The organism is Mobilicoccus caccae (assembly GCF_030161635.1).
Lineage (GTDB): Bacteria > Actinomycetota > Actinomycetes > Actinomycetales > Dermatophilaceae > Mobilicoccus > Mobilicoccus caccae.
The window spans coordinates 3,252,817-3,266,674 of sequence record NZ_BSUO01000001.1 but is presented as its reverse complement, the minus strand read 5'-3'; the positions used below and the strand labels follow the sequence as shown (position 1 = coordinate 3,266,674).

At 69.7% G+C, this 13,858-nt stretch carries 12 protein-coding genes; 7 read left to right on the top strand and 5 right to left on the bottom strand.

Going from position 1 to position 13,858, the window contains the following annotated elements; all coding sequences use genetic code 11:
* Nucleotide 1: 1 nt before the first annotated feature.
* The 5 genes from QQK49_RS16025 to QQK49_RS16005 form a co-directional block, all read right to left on the bottom strand.
* Entirely contained in the window at nt 2–1,072 is a 1,071-nt protein-coding gene (locus QQK49_RS16025; RefSeq protein WP_284304798.1) for a malate/lactate/ureidoglycolate dehydrogenase, read from the bottom strand.
* An 82-nt stretch (nt 1,073–1,154) separates the two neighbouring features.
* On the bottom strand, nt 1,155–1,850 hold the full coding sequence (gene def, locus QQK49_RS16020) for a peptide deformylase (protein WP_284304797.1): 696 nt from the start codon (nt 1,848–1,850) through the stop codon (nt 1,155–1,157).
* A 43-nt stretch (nt 1,851–1,893) separates the two neighbouring features.
* Complete coding sequence (locus QQK49_RS16015) at nt 1,894–2,286, bottom strand: GntR family transcriptional regulator (RefSeq protein WP_284304796.1); 393 nt, start codon at nt 2,284–2,286, stop codon at nt 1,894–1,896.
* Nucleotides 2,283–3,275: a hypothetical protein gene (locus QQK49_RS16010; RefSeq protein WP_284304795.1), complete on the bottom strand. Its 993-nt coding sequence runs from the start codon at nt 3,273–3,275 to the stop codon at nt 2,283–2,285. The genes QQK49_RS16015 and QQK49_RS16010 overlap by 4 nt, the downstream gene beginning before the upstream one ends.
* 109 nt (nt 3,276–3,384) lie before the next feature.
* Nucleotides 3,385–3,585 (bottom strand): hypothetical protein, encoded by a 201-nt coding sequence (locus QQK49_RS16005; protein WP_284304794.1) that lies wholly within the window; start codon nt 3,583–3,585, stop codon nt 3,385–3,387.
* Nucleotides 3,586–3,694: 109 nt separating this feature from the next.
* Here QQK49_RS16005 and QQK49_RS16000 point away from each other — a divergent pair, with 109 nt between their 5' ends.
* From QQK49_RS16000 to QQK49_RS15970, 7 genes are all read left to right on the top strand, one after another.
* Entirely contained in the window at nt 3,695–4,234 is a 540-nt protein-coding gene (locus QQK49_RS16000) for a hypothetical protein (RefSeq protein WP_284304793.1), read from the top strand.
* 90 nt (nt 4,235–4,324) lie between these two features.
* Nucleotides 4,325–7,417 (top strand): glycine--tRNA ligase, encoded by a 3,093-nt coding sequence (locus QQK49_RS15995; protein ID WP_284305935.1) that lies wholly within the window; start codon nt 4,325–4,327, stop codon nt 7,415–7,417.
* A 258-nt stretch (nt 7,418–7,675) separates the two neighbouring features.
* The gene (cas7g, locus tag QQK49_RS15990; protein WP_284304792.1) at nt 7,676–8,839 is read left to right on the top strand and encodes a type I-G CRISPR-associated RAMP protein Csb1/Cas7g; all 1,164 of its coding nucleotides are present in this window, start codon (nt 7,676–7,678) and stop codon (nt 8,837–8,839) included.
* 1 nt (nt 8,840) lies between these two features.
* Nucleotides 8,841–9,842 (top strand): type I-G CRISPR-associated protein Csb2, encoded by a 1,002-nt coding sequence (gene csb2, locus QQK49_RS15985; RefSeq protein WP_284304791.1) that lies wholly within the window; start codon nt 8,841–8,843, stop codon nt 9,840–9,842.
* Between the two features lie 11 nt (nt 9,843–9,853).
* Entirely contained in the window at nt 9,854–10,432 is a 579-nt protein-coding gene (gene csb2 / locus QQK49_RS15980) for a type I-G CRISPR-associated protein Csb2 (protein WP_284304790.1), read from the top strand.
* Nucleotides 10,420–13,107 carry a type I-G CRISPR-associated helicase/endonuclease Cas3g gene (cas3g, locus tag QQK49_RS15975; protein ID WP_284304789.1) on the top strand — a complete coding sequence of 896 codons (2,688 nt, stop codon included), beginning with the start codon at nt 10,420–10,422 and terminating at the stop codon, nt 13,105–13,107. The genes csb2 (QQK49_RS15980) and cas3g overlap by 13 nt, the downstream gene beginning before the upstream one ends.
* Nucleotides 13,104–13,853: a hypothetical protein gene (locus QQK49_RS15970; protein WP_284304788.1), complete on the top strand. Its 750-nt coding sequence runs from the start codon at nt 13,104–13,106 to the stop codon at nt 13,851–13,853. Before cas3g ends, QQK49_RS15970 begins: the two co-directional genes overlap by 4 nt.
* The last annotated feature ends 5 nt before the right edge of the window (nt 13,854–13,858 follow it).

Genomic DNA, 13,858 nt, shown 5'->3' with positions numbered 1-13,858 from the left:
CTCAGGGCACGAGGTCGGCGGGGTCGAGGCCGGCCGACGCCCCGGCGTCGAGGATCTGCTGCCAGGTGTTCGGATCGATCGGGATGCCCTCGGCGGTGCGGCGCTCGCGGCTGCGGCGTTCGGGCTCGCCGGGCAGCAGCACCTGCTCGACACCCTCGGCGGGCGGGGAGTCGGTGACCCACCGCAGGAACACCTCGGCCTGCTCCTGCGCGTCGGTCGTCCCGAACGCGGCCGGGTCGACGACCAGCGAGAACATCGCGTTCATGATGCCGAGCGTCGAGGTCGAGGACTCCTGGTCGGTGATGCCGCCGCCGGCCATCGCCCCGGCGAACAACTCGAACAGGACGGCCATCGCCGAGCCCTTGTGCTCGCCCGTGGTCAGCAGTGCGCCGCGCGGGTCCTCGAACATCGCGCCGGGGTCGGTCGTCGGGCGACCCTGTGCGTCGAGCAGCGTGCCGGCCGGCGCCTGCACCCCGGAGTTGTGCGCGACGCGCATCTTGCCCAGAGCGAGCCGGCTCGTGGCGAAGTCGGCGAGGATCGGGTCGGCGCCCGGCCTGGGGAACGCGGCGCAGAAGGGGTTGGTGCCGAACCGGGCGTCGGTGCCGCCGAAGGGGGCGACGAGGCGGTCACCGGGAACGCTGACCAGGTGCAGTGAGGAGAATCCCGCTGCGGCGCACTGCTCGGCCCAGTGGCCGATGCGACCGACGTGGTGGCTGCGGCGCAATGCCACGACGGCGGCGCCGTGCTGTCGGGCCCGCTCGATGCCCACGGCCATCGCGTCGTGCGCGGCCACCTGACCCAGCCCTGATCCGGCGTCGAAGGTGACGACGACGCCGGTGTCGGCGACGATCTCGGGGCGGCGCCCCAGGGCGATGCCTCCCTCGCGCACGCCGGTGGCGTAGTCCTGCAGCAGGCCGACGCCGTGGCTGTCGTGGCCGGCGAGGTTCGCGGCGACGAGGTGGTCGGCGAGCAGCCGGGCCTCCTCGGGCGGGCCTCCGAGGCCCTGCCAGATCCGCATCGTCACGGTGTGCAGATGCTCGGCGGAGTACGTCGGGAAGGTGGGTGCGCTCACGCTGCGAGGCTAACGCCCGCCCTGACCGGGTGGGCGGCCGTTCAGGGGTTTCGCCGCGTGTCCGACCTCGGCGGCTCGGGCCTCACTTTCCGAGTTCGCGAGCCCGCTCGTCCCATTCGTCCCAGATCTCCTGCTTGTGCTCCTCCATCTCGGCGAGGGCGACCTTGCGTCCCTTCTCGCTGAGCCGGTCGACGTAGAGCATGCCGTCGAGGTGGTCGGTCTCGTGCAGGAGGCACCGCGCCAACAGGCCGGTCCCCTCGATCCGCAGCGGGTTGCCCCGCTGGTCGACGCCGCGCACCACGGCGTAGTTGGCGCGGGAGAGTTCATACCCTCCGCCGGGGACCGACAGGCAGCCCTCCCAGCCGGTCTGGCGGCCGGCGACGTCGTCGGGCAGCGACTCGACGACGGGGTTGACGATGTGCCCGACGTGTCGCACGTCGTAGGCGTCGTGGCAGTCGTAGACGAACACGCGCAGGTCGACGCCGATCTGTGTGGCGGCGAGCCCGGCGCCGCTCGCGACGGCGTTGGTGGCGAACATGTCGTTGACGAGCTCGCGCAGCTCCGTCGTGCCGAACTCCTCGACCAGCCGGGTAGGGGTGTGCAGGACCTCTTCACCGATGACCGTGATGCGGCGACGCCGACCACGCTTGACCTCGGGCAGGATCGCGGGCAGCCGGTCGACGGGGACACCGTCGCGACGCGGTCGACGATCCACGGAGCCGGGACCGGGCTCCTTGGCGCGACGCGTGAACGATCCGAGGCCACCGAATGCAGACATGCGATCCATGATCCCGCACGATGCGCGGCGCAGGAAAACGCTCTCAGGCGGAGGGCGTGTCCTCGCCCAGAGCGCGTCGGATGGCGGCGAGTGCCGCGTCGTCACCCAGCCTCAGCCCGCGGGACTCGGCGACGAACCTGGTGGCGATGGTCGCCAGCCGGTCACGCCGTGCGGCTTCGGTGGCGGCGTCGCTCTGTTCCAGCACCGTCGTGCCCCCGCCACGGCGGGTGTGGACGAGTCCGGCCGATTCGAGTTCGCGGTAGGCGCGGGCCACGGTGCCGTTGGCGAGGTCGAGTGCTGCCGCGAGCTGCCGCACGGGGGAGAGGCGGGTGCCCGGCTCGAGGGCTCCGGAGGTGATGTGGGCCGCGAGCTGCCGACGCAGTTGCTCGTACGGCGGCGTCGAGTCGTCCGGATCGATGCTGACCGCGACGCTCATACGCCGGCTTCCAGCTCCTCGGGCGCCTCACGGCGACGGTCGTCGCCGACGGCGCCGGCGGGTGCCGGGGTGGGCAGGAACATCGAGACAGCACACCACACGCCGACCCCGACGGCCACGAACGCGACGAACAGGGCTGCGGCGCCTGCGAGGTCGTAGCCGAGGCCGAGTTCGTACCCGGAGATCCGGGCGTCCGGGCGGACGCGCAGCAGGATCGCGGCCATCGATCCGGCGATGCCGAAGACCAGCATCGCGATCGAGAGACCCGTCGCGCCGAACAGCGCCTCCGCCTCACGACGACGACCCATGGCGTCGACCTGCGGCGACTCCAGATCGCTGCCGGCGGGGGCGCGGAACCGGACGACCAGCAGCGCGAAGGCCAGCACCGCGAGGAGCACGACCATGCCCAGGATCGCGAAGATGCCGTAGAACTCACCGGGCCACGGGCCGCTGCTGGTGCCGTGCATCTGGTCGGGGGAGAGGGTGGTGAAGCTGCGTCCGGGGCGGCCGCGATCGTCGTCCGCACCGGTCATCCAGGCGATGGCCACCATGACGAAGGTCGTGAGCGTCAGGCCCGCGACGACCGCTGCGAGAGTGCGGGGGATCAGGGCGCCGAACCCCGGACGGCGCCTGGATCCGGCGGCGACGGGGCGCTCGGCCCGCCGCGAGACGAGCCACCGCACCACGATGTTGCCGGCCACGATGACGGCCAGCACGACCGCCCCGAAGAGCAGCGGCGCGAGGATCACGCCGCGTCCCAGCCCGTTCCAGGCGGGCTCGGAGACCGCCAGCACGATGGAGGCGATGAGGCCCAGGAGGATTCCCACGAGGGTCACCACGGTGGAGGCCAGCCGCACCCCGGTGAGGACCGGGTGGCGTCGCTCGTCGGCGGCGTTCCTCCGGCGTCGTGGGAGCACGGTCACGATCACGACGACGAGCGCCGGGAGCGCCACGAGTGGAGCGAGGAAGGGGATACCGCCACCGAGCATGTCGACTCCTTGTGCTGCGCAGGTGAATACGACGATCCTCCCACGCAGCCCCGGGGTCAATGGGCCTTTGTTCCCTGATCAGACGCGGTTTTCTGACCGCGGCGACCGGTCAGCGCGCGCGGTCGTCCCCGTCGTCGGCTGCGTCAGGGTGCTTGGTGTAGTCCTTGGGGCCCTCGTGCGGGGCGTGCTGGGTGTCCGCCGCGGGCGGGGTGGCGTCCTCGGTACCCGGAGCCCCGGCGTCGCCCTCGGGCGTCATCGCGCTCGTCTCGGAGACCTGACCCACCGTGTCGTCGTCGTTCCTGCCGGCCATGTCGCAGCTCCTTCGCTCGTCGAGGGCGGCGCGTCGGGCAGCGCCGCTCGGTCACCAGTCTCGGTGCGTCACAGGCGTTCCGCACCTCGGGCGTGAATAGGGTGGGCACATGCTGCTGCATGAGGGGGACCCGCAACGGGTCGCGACGGTCCTGCCCGACGCGGTGATGTCGGTCGAGCGGCCGATCCTGCACCTGACGATCGGCACGCTCATCGAGAACGGGTGGACGGTGCGGCTGGTGCGGTGGTCGAGCGATTCCCCCTCCGTGGACGAGGCGGAGGCGCACGCCGCGCGGGAGCTCGACGCCGTCGAGGCCGGAGTGCATCTGGCCGTGGGGTTCTCCCTCGGTTCGGCCGCCGCGCCGGCCGTCGTCGACCGGCACCTGCCGGCCCTGTGGATCCGTCCACTGCTGCGCGACGACCGCATCAAGGCGGCCCTGGCCGCCACCCTCGAACCCGGCCTGCTCGTCGGCGGAACCGGCGACGTGGAGTGGGACGGGGGCTTCGCGAGGACGACGCGCCTGCAGGTGCACGAGGTCGACGACGCCGACTCCTCCCTGGAGATCCCGGGCTCGGTCCGCGCCACCCTCAAGTCCCTCACCCGCACCCTCAAACGCATCGAGGACTTCGTCCGCGGCCTGGAGACCTGATCACAGCGGTCGGGCGGGAGGCCGGGTGGTGGCCGGTGACGCCTGACCTCCGCGCGGACCTCGCCCGAGTAGCCTGGCCTGGTGCTGACCATGCAAGACGCCCTCCGCATCCTCTCCGACTACTGGACCTCGCGCGGTTGCCTGACGTGGCAGCCGTTCAACACCGAGGTCGGAGCCGGAACCATGAACCCGGCGACGGTCCTGCGTGTGCTGGGTCCGGAGCCGTGGGACGTCGCCTACGTCGAGCCGTCGGTGCGTCCGGATGACTCCCGCTACGGCGAGAACCCCAACCGTCTGCAGACGCACACCCAGTTCCAGGTGATCCTCAAACCCGAACCCGGTGACCCGCAGGAGCTGTACCTCGGCAGCCTCGAGGCGCTCGGCATCGACCTGGACGCCCACGACGTGCGGTTCGTCGAGGACAACTGGCAGCAGCCCGCCATCGGTGCGTGGGGGCTGGGCTGGGAGGTCTGGCTCGACGGCATGGAGATCACCCAGTTCACGTACTTCCAGCAGGTGGGTGGCCAGGATCTCGACCCGATCCCCGTCGAGCTCACCTACGGCATGGAGCGCATCCTCATGGCGCAGCAGGGGGTGACCCACTTCAAGGACATCGCCTACTCGCGCAAGCCCGACGGCGAGATCATCACGTACGGCGAGGCCTTCGGCCAGCAGGAGTACGAGATGAGCCGCTACTACCTCGACGACGCGTCCGTCGAGACCAACCAGCGGCTCTACGAGAGCTACGTCGCCGAGGCCACGCGCATGGTCGAGGCCCGCCTGCCGGTGCCGGCGCACCAGTACGTCCTCAAGTCCAGCCACGCGTTCAACGTCCTCGACGCCCGCGGCGCGATCAGCACCACCGAGCGCGCGCAGGCCTTCGCGACGATGCGTCGCCTCATGCGCGACACCGCGGCGCTCTGGGTCGAGCGCCGCGAGGAGCTCGGCTTCCCCCTGCTCAAGAAGGAGTCGGCGGAGGAGTCACAGGAGCCTGAGGTCGACCCGCAGGGCGCGGCCGCGCTCGCCGGGGCCGCGCTCGCCGACCTCGCCTCGGACGCCGCCCCGCCGCAGACCTTCGCCCTCGAGATCGGGGTCGAGGAGCTGCCGCCGCACGTGCTCCCGCAGACCGTGGAGGCCGTTCGCGAGGCCCTGACCAGCGGGCTCGGCGCCACGCGGCTCGAGCACGGCCGGATCACCGTCGACGGCACGCCGCGCCGTGTCGTCGCGGTCGTCGAGGACGTCGCCGCGCGTGAACCCGACGCGACCCAGCTCCGCAAGGGTCCGAAGTGGCAGGCGGCCTTCGACGCCGACGGCAACCCCACCAAGCCGCTGCAGGGCTTCATGCGTGGTCAGGGCGTCGACCTCGACCAGATCGTCAAGGCCGAGGTGGGGGGCAACGAGCACGCCTGCGTGCAGATCGACGCACCCGGCCGCGACGCGGTACGCGTGCTGACGGGGCTCGTCGAGCAGACCGTCGCCGGCCTGCGCGCCGAGAAGAACATGCGGTGGAACGACCCGCAGCTGAGCTTCTCGCGCGCCGTCCGCTGGCTCGTCGCGTTCTGGGGCGACACCCTCGTGCCGGCGCAGATCTCCGGGGTGCGCGCCGGGCGCACGACCTACCTCCAGCGCACCACCGCCGCGACCCGAGGCGACGACGGCCGCAGCGGCACCCGGTCCGACGGGGTGCCGCTCGGGTTCCTCCAGGTGACCTCGGCGGACGACCTCGTCTCCGCGATCTCCCGCGGCGGCATCGAGTGGAACACCGCTGCCCGCCGCGAGGACGTCGTCGCCCAGGCGACCGCCCTGGCCGCCGGCGCCGGTGGCCGCATCGACGTCGAGGCGCAGGCGGCCCTCATCGACGAGATCACGAACCTCGTGGAGGATCCCCAGGGCGTCCTCGGTCACTTCGACGAGCGTTACCTCGAGCTGCCCGACCGCATCCTCACCTCGGTCATGGCCAAGCACCAGCGCTACCTGCCGGTGCTCGACGCCGACGGCGCGCTCATGAACGCGTTCGTCACGATGGCCAACGGGCTCTGCGACGACGGCGTCGTGCGCGCCGGCAACGAGTCGGTGCTGCGCGCTCGGTACGAGGACGCGCTGTTCTTCTGGAACGCCGACCTGCAGGCCGCGAGCGTCGATGAGTTCGTGCCCGGGCTGGACAAGCTGACCTTCGAGAACCGGCTGGGGTCGGTCGGGCAGCGGGCCCGGCGCATCGCCGATGTCGCCGCCTCCTTGGGGTCGACGGTCGGTCTGGACGAGGCGCAGCAGATGACGCTCACCCGTGCGGGGCAGCTCGCCAAGTTCGACCTGTCCACCCAGCTCGTCGTCGAGATGAGCAGCCTGGCCGGGTTCGTCGCCCGCGAGTACGCCCTGCGCAAGGGCGAGCCGGTCGACGTGGCCGACGCCTTGTTCGAGATGGAGCAGCCGCACACCAGCGCCGACGCCGTGCCGGCCTCGGTGCCCGGCGCACTGCTGGCCCTGGGTGACCGGTTCGACCTGTTGGCGGCGATGTTCGGGCTCGGCGCCAAGCCGAGCGGTTCCTCCGACCCGTTCGGGTTGCGTCGCGCCGCGCTCGGCGTCATCCGCATCCTGCGCGAGCGGGGCGAGTTGTCGGCCCTCACGGTGCGTGACGGGCTCGAGGCCGCCGCCGCTCGCCTGGCCGAGCAGGGCATCGTGTGTCCGCCGGAATCCCTCGACGCCGCAGAGGAGTTCACCCTCGGCCGGTACGCCCAACTGCTGCGCGACGAGGGGCGCCCCGCCGATGTCGTCACCGCCGTGCTGCCGGCGGCCGGTCGTCCGGGAGTCGCCGACGCCCACGCCAAGGGCCTCGAGGCGCTGAGCTCCGACGCCGGGTTCCACGAGCTCGTCGAGCAGATCGTGCGCATCCGCCGCCTCGTTCCGGCGGGCACTCCCGCGACCTACGACGCGGCCCTGCTCACCGAGCCCGCCGAGGTGTCGCTGCGCGAGGCCGTCGAGGCGATGCCGGTGCCCACCGGTCTGCCGGCGTTCGCGAAGGACGGCGCCTCCCTGGTCAAGCCGATCGCGCAGTTCTTCGAGGACATCCTCGTCATGGCCAAGGAGGAGGACGTCAAGGCCGCACGCCTCGGCCTGCTCGCCAGCGTTCTCGCCACGGCGCCCGACGACCTCGACTGGCAGGGGATCGCTGCCGCGACCGCCTGACCGGTCGGCTCTCCGTGGGGTAGGTGTGGGCGCTGTGTGCGCCCACACCCCGAAGGAACGCCGTCAGGCGTTGTCGCTGCAACTCAAGCCGGATTCTGACTACTCTTCACCCTCAACGAAGGCGGGTACTGAAGTGTAGTGCTTGATATCGGACTCTTGACAAGGTCGCTCGTGGGGTGAAGCCTGGACTGAATCGGTCTGCGAGGCAAGGGAGCCCATGATGACGGTCCAGCTCGATCACTCGACTCTGCTGCAGGCATGCATGCCGGGGGCGCCAGTGTGCTGACCTCGGTCACCGAGCTGGCTCCGGCCGCAGGCGAGCACGCCGCGATCGCTCCGGCCAGATACTCGATCGGCAAACAGGGGGCATACGCCTACGAGTCGAGGTACATCGACGGTCAAGCCCAGCGGGTCGTGATCGTCGACGGCAAGGCTTCCACGCTCAACCGGATGGAGGTCCCGCTCCGAGTCGCAGTCGAGGAGGGGCACGAGACGCTCGCTCGGCTGCCACACGTCCGTGTGACCTACGGTGATCAGAGCATCACCGACCTGGAACTCCCTCATCGTGTGTTCGATGGACACGTTCGCGCCGGTTCGGTCGGCGGGGTGCCGGTGACCCAGACCTCCGCCTACCGGGCGTTGCGGGACTGCACGCCGGCGAATGCCCGCGCTTTGCTCTCCACGAGCCCGACGTCGGTGGTGTTCGGGGTGTGGGACTCGACGCGCCGCAGTCACCAGGTGCGGTTCCCCAGCACGATCCGTGGCGAGATCATCGGCGTCCTCGCCGACCAGGACCCGCATGCGCCGGAGCCCAAGCGAGGTGGCGCGCGCAAGGACGACCTGACGCCGAGCGTCAAACTCGAGCCGGGGGACCTGCAGACCCTCCTCGATGCTCAAAAGGATGAGCTCAGCCCTAGGTTGGTCGAAGAGATCGAGAAGAACATCAAGAAGGCGAAGAAGGGGGAAAGGCTCTCGGGCTCTCCACTCGGCCTGGGTGCGATTCCTCCGAGCCTGGAGACCCTCGGCCTCGTCTCTTGTCGCCGGATCATCCGATCGCACGTGTTGTCGTTCGCGACCTTGCGCCAGCTCCGATTCGATTCGTCAGCAGAAGGCAACGCCGCCTGCCGCGCCCTCCTCGCTGCCCTGGCACTGAACGGCATGGCCCGAGCGGATGCTGAACTGCACCTGCGGGCAAACTGCGACCTCATCGAGGTGGCACCCTCCACGGTCCTCCTCGACCAGCGATACGGGTCGACATTGTCGCTGGCACCGCTGGACATCCCGACGGCCGACGCCCTCCTGGCTGATTCGCTGGCCGCGGCGGAGCAGTTCGGGGTGGATTGGAGTGGGCAGGTCTTCGAGGTGACCGGCAACCCGAGCATCATGGGTGGCGCCTTGGCGGATACCGACGAGCAGGAATGACATGTCCTCCTTCGGCATCACGGCCCGGTTTCCACTGGGGACGTATCAGGGGCATCGGGACGGTCGAAGTGAGGCCCTCCCCGACATCACGCGCCTGTTCGATGCGCTGACCCATGCGGCTGGGACCGGCTCTTTGGCGGAGGAGCGAGATGGGGACCTGCGACCCTCTGCAGCCTCGCGAGTCGCTCTCGAATGGCTGGAGGCGCACCCGCCGTCGGCCCTGCACCTCCCATGGACCCAGATGTCGACGGCTCCGGTCACGGCCTACCGTGCGGAGGGCGTTTTCGACGGGCGTAAGGGGCAGGCCTCTGACCGTAAGACGCAGCGGGCGGTGGGCGCTTCAGCTCTGGCGGGTCCGATCGGATGGATGTGGGACGACGACCCGCCCCCAGCGGTGAAGGACACACTCGCGTCGTTGATCGGTGACGTCGCCTACCTGGGAGAGGCCGAGTCTCCGGTGGTCCTGGAGATCGGGACTCTGCGGTCCACCCACCGTTGTGAACCCGAGGCCAGTCCTCTGGTGCCCCTGGACGGCAGAGTGGTGCGGGCTCCCGTCACGGGCCGCTTTGCCGCGCTGGAGGTGGCCTACGAGGCCCGGTACCCCTCGAAGCGTCCTGGTGTGGGGCATGACGCGTTCTCGTGGTCCCAGCTTCCGACGAGCGCTCGGGTGCCGGTGGAGCGCTCCGAGGAACTCGCGTACGCGCGGGTCCGCATGTCGCCGCCGCCGGCGCCGTGGTCAGAGGTGTTCTTGATACCCGTGGTGACCAGGGACGGGGAGTCGCCGGAGTTCGCAGGTCGTGATCGTGTCCGCTGGTCTGTGGCGACTCACCGAGCGCTGGTCGCTCAGCCGGCGCTGGCATACACAGCCTCTCCAGTGGTGACGGGGCGATACCCCGCTCGCGTTCGAGAGCGTCACGTGAACCGCGTGGCGATCCACCCCCTGGGCGTCGAGGTCATGCGGTCGGCTTCCCCGACGATCCTCGAGCCTGTCTCGCCGTATTGATCCCTCCGAACGTGACGGCAGACGAGAAGCAGATGATCGCTGCCGCACTGAGCAGTCTTCGGCGCGTCTATGCGGGGACCCTCGGGGAGTTGCGCCTGCTGCCGGGCCGCGTCGTCGACGCGACGGCGTTCTGGCCTGCCCCTCCCCCGGGGACATCACGGCTCTGGCGCACTTCACCCGCCGTGGTGCCCGAGACTCGCCCTCAACGCGATCGCCACGGTAGGGGTTGGTCGCTCGCCGACTCGGCAGCGCTCTCCCTGGGGTTCGTCCACCGCGACCTCCTGGGTGTCGAACCTCGCAAGGGGCGAGAGGGGTACACGGCGCTGCGTGACGCAGTTCTGGAGCGCGGCGTGCGAGTGCTCGATGCCACACCGGTACGCGTCGATGTCGATCGCTACGTGCACAAGTTGCCGCGGGGTGTCGTCGCGCAACCGTATAGGGCGACCCTGTCGACAGGGTCGCTGGTGGCGGAAGCGGCGCTCTCGGCGATCGGACAGAGCAGGCACCTGGGCGGCGGCCTACTGCGTCCATTCGACGTTCCGACCGATGTGGTCGACGAGTGGATGGGCGGTCACTCATGGAGCCTTTGAATTGGGACGACTTCCCCGCCTTCTTCGCCTCCGTGCATGGCGGAGCTCGGCCGTTCGCCTGGCAGACGCGGCTGCTGGACGCCGTGCATGAGACCGGGGAGTGGCCGGACCTGGTGGCGGCGCCGACCGGTGCCGGCAAGGGTGCGTTGGCGACTCATCACGTGTTCCTGAACGCGATGAGCGCCGGCTCGGGGCTGCGAGTCCCGCGCAGGTTGGTGACCGTCGTCAATCGGCGGGGTCTTGTGGACTCACTTCATCAGCGCGCGGAGGACATCGCTGCTGCCCTGGTCGAGGCGCCCGCGGGTTCACTCCTGTGGAGGGTGCGGGAGAGGTTGAGGACATTGTCACCTCGCCCGGATGCACCTCCTCTCGCCGTTGTCGAGCTGCGCGGCGGTATCCCTCCGCGTCGTGGCTGGGTCGACGATCCCGAGGTCTGCTCGGTGATCTCGGCGACCCCGGACATGTGGGGGAGTCGGGTCCTCTTCCGTGGTTACGGCTCGGGCCGGTTTGCCCGCCCGCGCGAGGCCGGTCTGCTGGCCTACGACGCGGTGATGGCCTTGGACGAGACACACCTCAACCGGCAGATCGCGTTGACCGCTCGCCGGGTGCGGCAGTTGGAGGCGCCGTACGCATCGGTGATCGGTGTGCCCCGTCTGCAAGTGGTGGAGTTGAGCGCGACCCCACCTGTCGACGCCGACATCGCACCGGAGACCGTGGTGCGGGTCGAGCCTTCGGATCTCGACGTGGACCCGGTCCTCGAGGCGCGCTTGACCACCCCCAAGCCTGTTCGCTACGTCGAGTCGCCATCTTGGCCGGCCGTCGGACGTCCGTCCGCCGCGCATATCGAGGCGCTTGTCAAGGAGACGCAGACGGTACGGAATCACTGCGATTTCACCGAGGGCTCTGCCTCCACTGTCGGATGCTTCGTCAACCGGGTCGACACCGCCGTCCACGTTGCCGATGGCTTGCGGCGCCGCGGTCTGCGGGTCGAGGTGTGGGTTGGGCGTATGCGGCCCTACGACCTGCTCAAACTGCGAAAAGAGCGTCCAGGACTCTTCAGCACCGAGGGGGACACGTCGGTCGATGTGCTGGTTGCGACGCAGACGGTCGAGGTCGGGGTGGATATCGACCTCGCCGGACTGGTGACTGAGCTGGCCTCGGGCAGCGCTATCGCGCAACGTGCGGGGCGGATCAACCGCTTGGGTCGCCGTTCGACTGCGCCGATACATGTGATGGGTCCGGGGCGGGAGCACGACATCGCTCGAGACTGCCCGCCCTATCACCACGAGGAGCTGGAATCGGCGCGCCGATGGCTACTCGGGCGTGAACAGACCCCCGAGGGACTGGCGCCGTATGCGGTCGTGGCGGATCCGCCGCCCGATGCGCGCCGGGCCCGGCCCGTCTACGAACGTCTGGAACGTGGCGATTCCGAGAAGTTGGCCATGACGAGCGATGCGGCGTTCGTCGATCCCGAGTTGTCGTTGTGGCTACGCGACGACCTGCGTTCGGAAGCTGATCCCGTCTTCGTCGTTCCCCGCGCGTTGCACGGCCTCGCCGACGAGGTGGCGCAGTCGCTTCTCTCGGTTACTCCGGTGGTGCCGCTAGAGGTCTTCCCGGCGAGCGTGAGGGAGGGGCGCGCTCTGGTGGAGCGTCTCCTGAGCGGCGACGAGCACGAGGCCAGTCGCGCGTTTCTCGTCGAGGGCGCCGATGTCAGTCCGATCAGCGGAACCGAGGATGTCCGCCCGGGTGCCGTCATCGTGGTGGACGCCACTCACCCTCTCGTGAGTGGACATGTGGTCACATCCGGCGTGCCTTTGCAACGTGTGGATCCGACGTTCTGGCATGACACCGTGCCCCCGCATGCCGGCCCTGACGTCGGCGTGGTGCACCGGCCCGGCCAAGTCGGGCCGGATGATGTCGACTGGTGTGAGTACCTGACCGACCTTGATGCGGATGCTGCCTTGCATGAGTACGCCGCGGTGAAGGGCGATGTCTGGGAACTCACTTTGCCACCGAGGACTCTTCAGGCCGAAGGTGAACCACTGCCTTGGGTGGTGGCGCGCCCGAAGGTCGAGGTGGCCGCCGATGACGAGGCGCGGCAGGAGTGGTCGCGGTCGTCACAGGTGGCCCTCGATATCCATCAGAATGCCGTTGGGCAGCGAGCCTTCGCCTTGGCGACGGCCATGGCCCTGCCTCCGGAGATGGCGGAGACGGTCCGAGAGGCCGGATTGCACCACGACGACGGCAAGGTGGCGCCGTTCTTCCAGGCCATTCTTCGCGGGCACGAACCGGGCGTCGGTGAGAAGCCCCTCGCCAAGAGTGGAACTACGGCACGTGATGGCCAGCGCCGACGCAGGGCGCAGGTCATGCCGGCAGGGTGGCGGCACGAGCAGTGGTCCGTCGTCCGTGCCGTGGAGCAGGGTGTCACGGACCCATTGACCATGCGTCTCATCGGTGCCAGCCACGGCCGCGGGCGGGCGGGCTTCCCGCACACGACGGGAGATCTGTTGACAGGACTCGAGGCTGACAGGCGCGTGGCGGAGGCCTTGTTCGACCGTGGTGAGTGGGACGCTCTGATCGATGAGACGCACGCCAGGTACGGGGTGTGGGGTTGTGCCTACTTGGAGGCCATTCTTCGAGCGGCCGACTGCCAGATCTCAGGGGAGGGCTCATGAACGAGTTCCATCTACCAGGGCACTACGCCTCTCCCTTCACTCACTTTCTGGCCGCCGGGCTCGGCGAGATCCTCGTCGATTCGAGCATCGGTGGTGTGGCGTGGGGGTGGACGCTTGAACGCACGCCGCGAGCAGTCATGGTCGCGGATTGTGACCCGTCGGAGGTGGCCGTGGCCGTTCGTCGTCACGCACTCGCGCACGCTGATGGCAGTTCGTGGGTGCAAGCCGAGTTCAAGGATCGCGTGAAGGGGCAGGCGCTGAAAGGCGTGCTGAGCCCGCGTCAGTCCGCGCCGAAGGACTGGTCAGCGCTGGAGCGAGAGCGCAGGCAGGCCCTCGACCGGATCGAGGGGGTCTCGGCGTTGGACCACCGATTTCTGAGCGCGCTCGGACGCCCTGCGTACTGGCTCGACGACACATCCCAACCCAATCCTGACGCCGGAGCGAGCCGGTGGGAGATGAAGACCCGCAACCGGGGAGAACAGTTCGTCGGCCATCGACTCGCGCCTTTGGCGCAGAGAGTCGCGGAGTTGACGGTGTCGTCCATCGCGGACGGGTTGTCCGGACGCGAGATGTCGAGCGACGGGGGCGCAACGCCGCGGAGTCGCGGACGTCGACGGGTCTCACTCCCCCGGGCCCTGTCGACGATGCTCAAGCATGGTGTGCGCTGTGGGGAATCGCCGCCACAGCCACGTGGTGGAGCCCTCGTGGTGTCGGCTCGTCCTCGGGAGTTGTGCCGGCGCGGGTGACACAT

Coding starts and splice junctions, on each gene's coding strand:
- def (WP_284304797.1), bottom strand. CDS start 1,850: ATGTCTGCATTCGGTGGCCTCGGATCGTTCACGCGTCGCGCCAAGGAG.
- QQK49_RS16015 (WP_284304796.1), bottom strand. CDS start 2,286: ATGAGCGTCGCGGTCAGCATCGATCCGGACGACTCGACGCCGCCGTAC.
- QQK49_RS16010 (WP_284304795.1), bottom strand. CDS start 3,275: ATGCTCGGTGGCGGTATCCCCTTCCTCGCTCCACTCGTGGCGCTCCCG.
- QQK49_RS16005 (WP_284304794.1), bottom strand. CDS start 3,585: ATGGCCGGCAGGAACGACGACGACACGGTGGGTCAGGTCTCCGAGACG.
- QQK49_RS16000 (WP_284304793.1), top strand. CDS start 3,695: ATGCTGCTGCATGAGGGGGACCCGCAACGGGTCGCGACGGTCCTGCCC.
- QQK49_RS15995 (WP_284305935.1), top strand. CDS start 4,325: ATGCAAGACGCCCTCCGCATCCTCTCCGACTACTGGACCTCGCGCGGT.
- cas7g (WP_284304792.1), top strand. CDS start 7,676: ATGCATGCCGGGGGCGCCAGTGTGCTGACCTCGGTCACCGAGCTGGCT.
- csb2 (WP_284304791.1), top strand. CDS start 8,841: ATGTCCTCCTTCGGCATCACGGCCCGGTTTCCACTGGGGACGTATCAG.
- cas3g (WP_284304789.1), top strand. CDS start 10,420: ATGGAGCCTTTGAATTGGGACGACTTCCCCGCCTTCTTCGCCTCCGTG.
- QQK49_RS15970 (WP_284304788.1), top strand. CDS start 13,104: ATGAACGAGTTCCATCTACCAGGGCACTACGCCTCTCCCTTCACTCAC.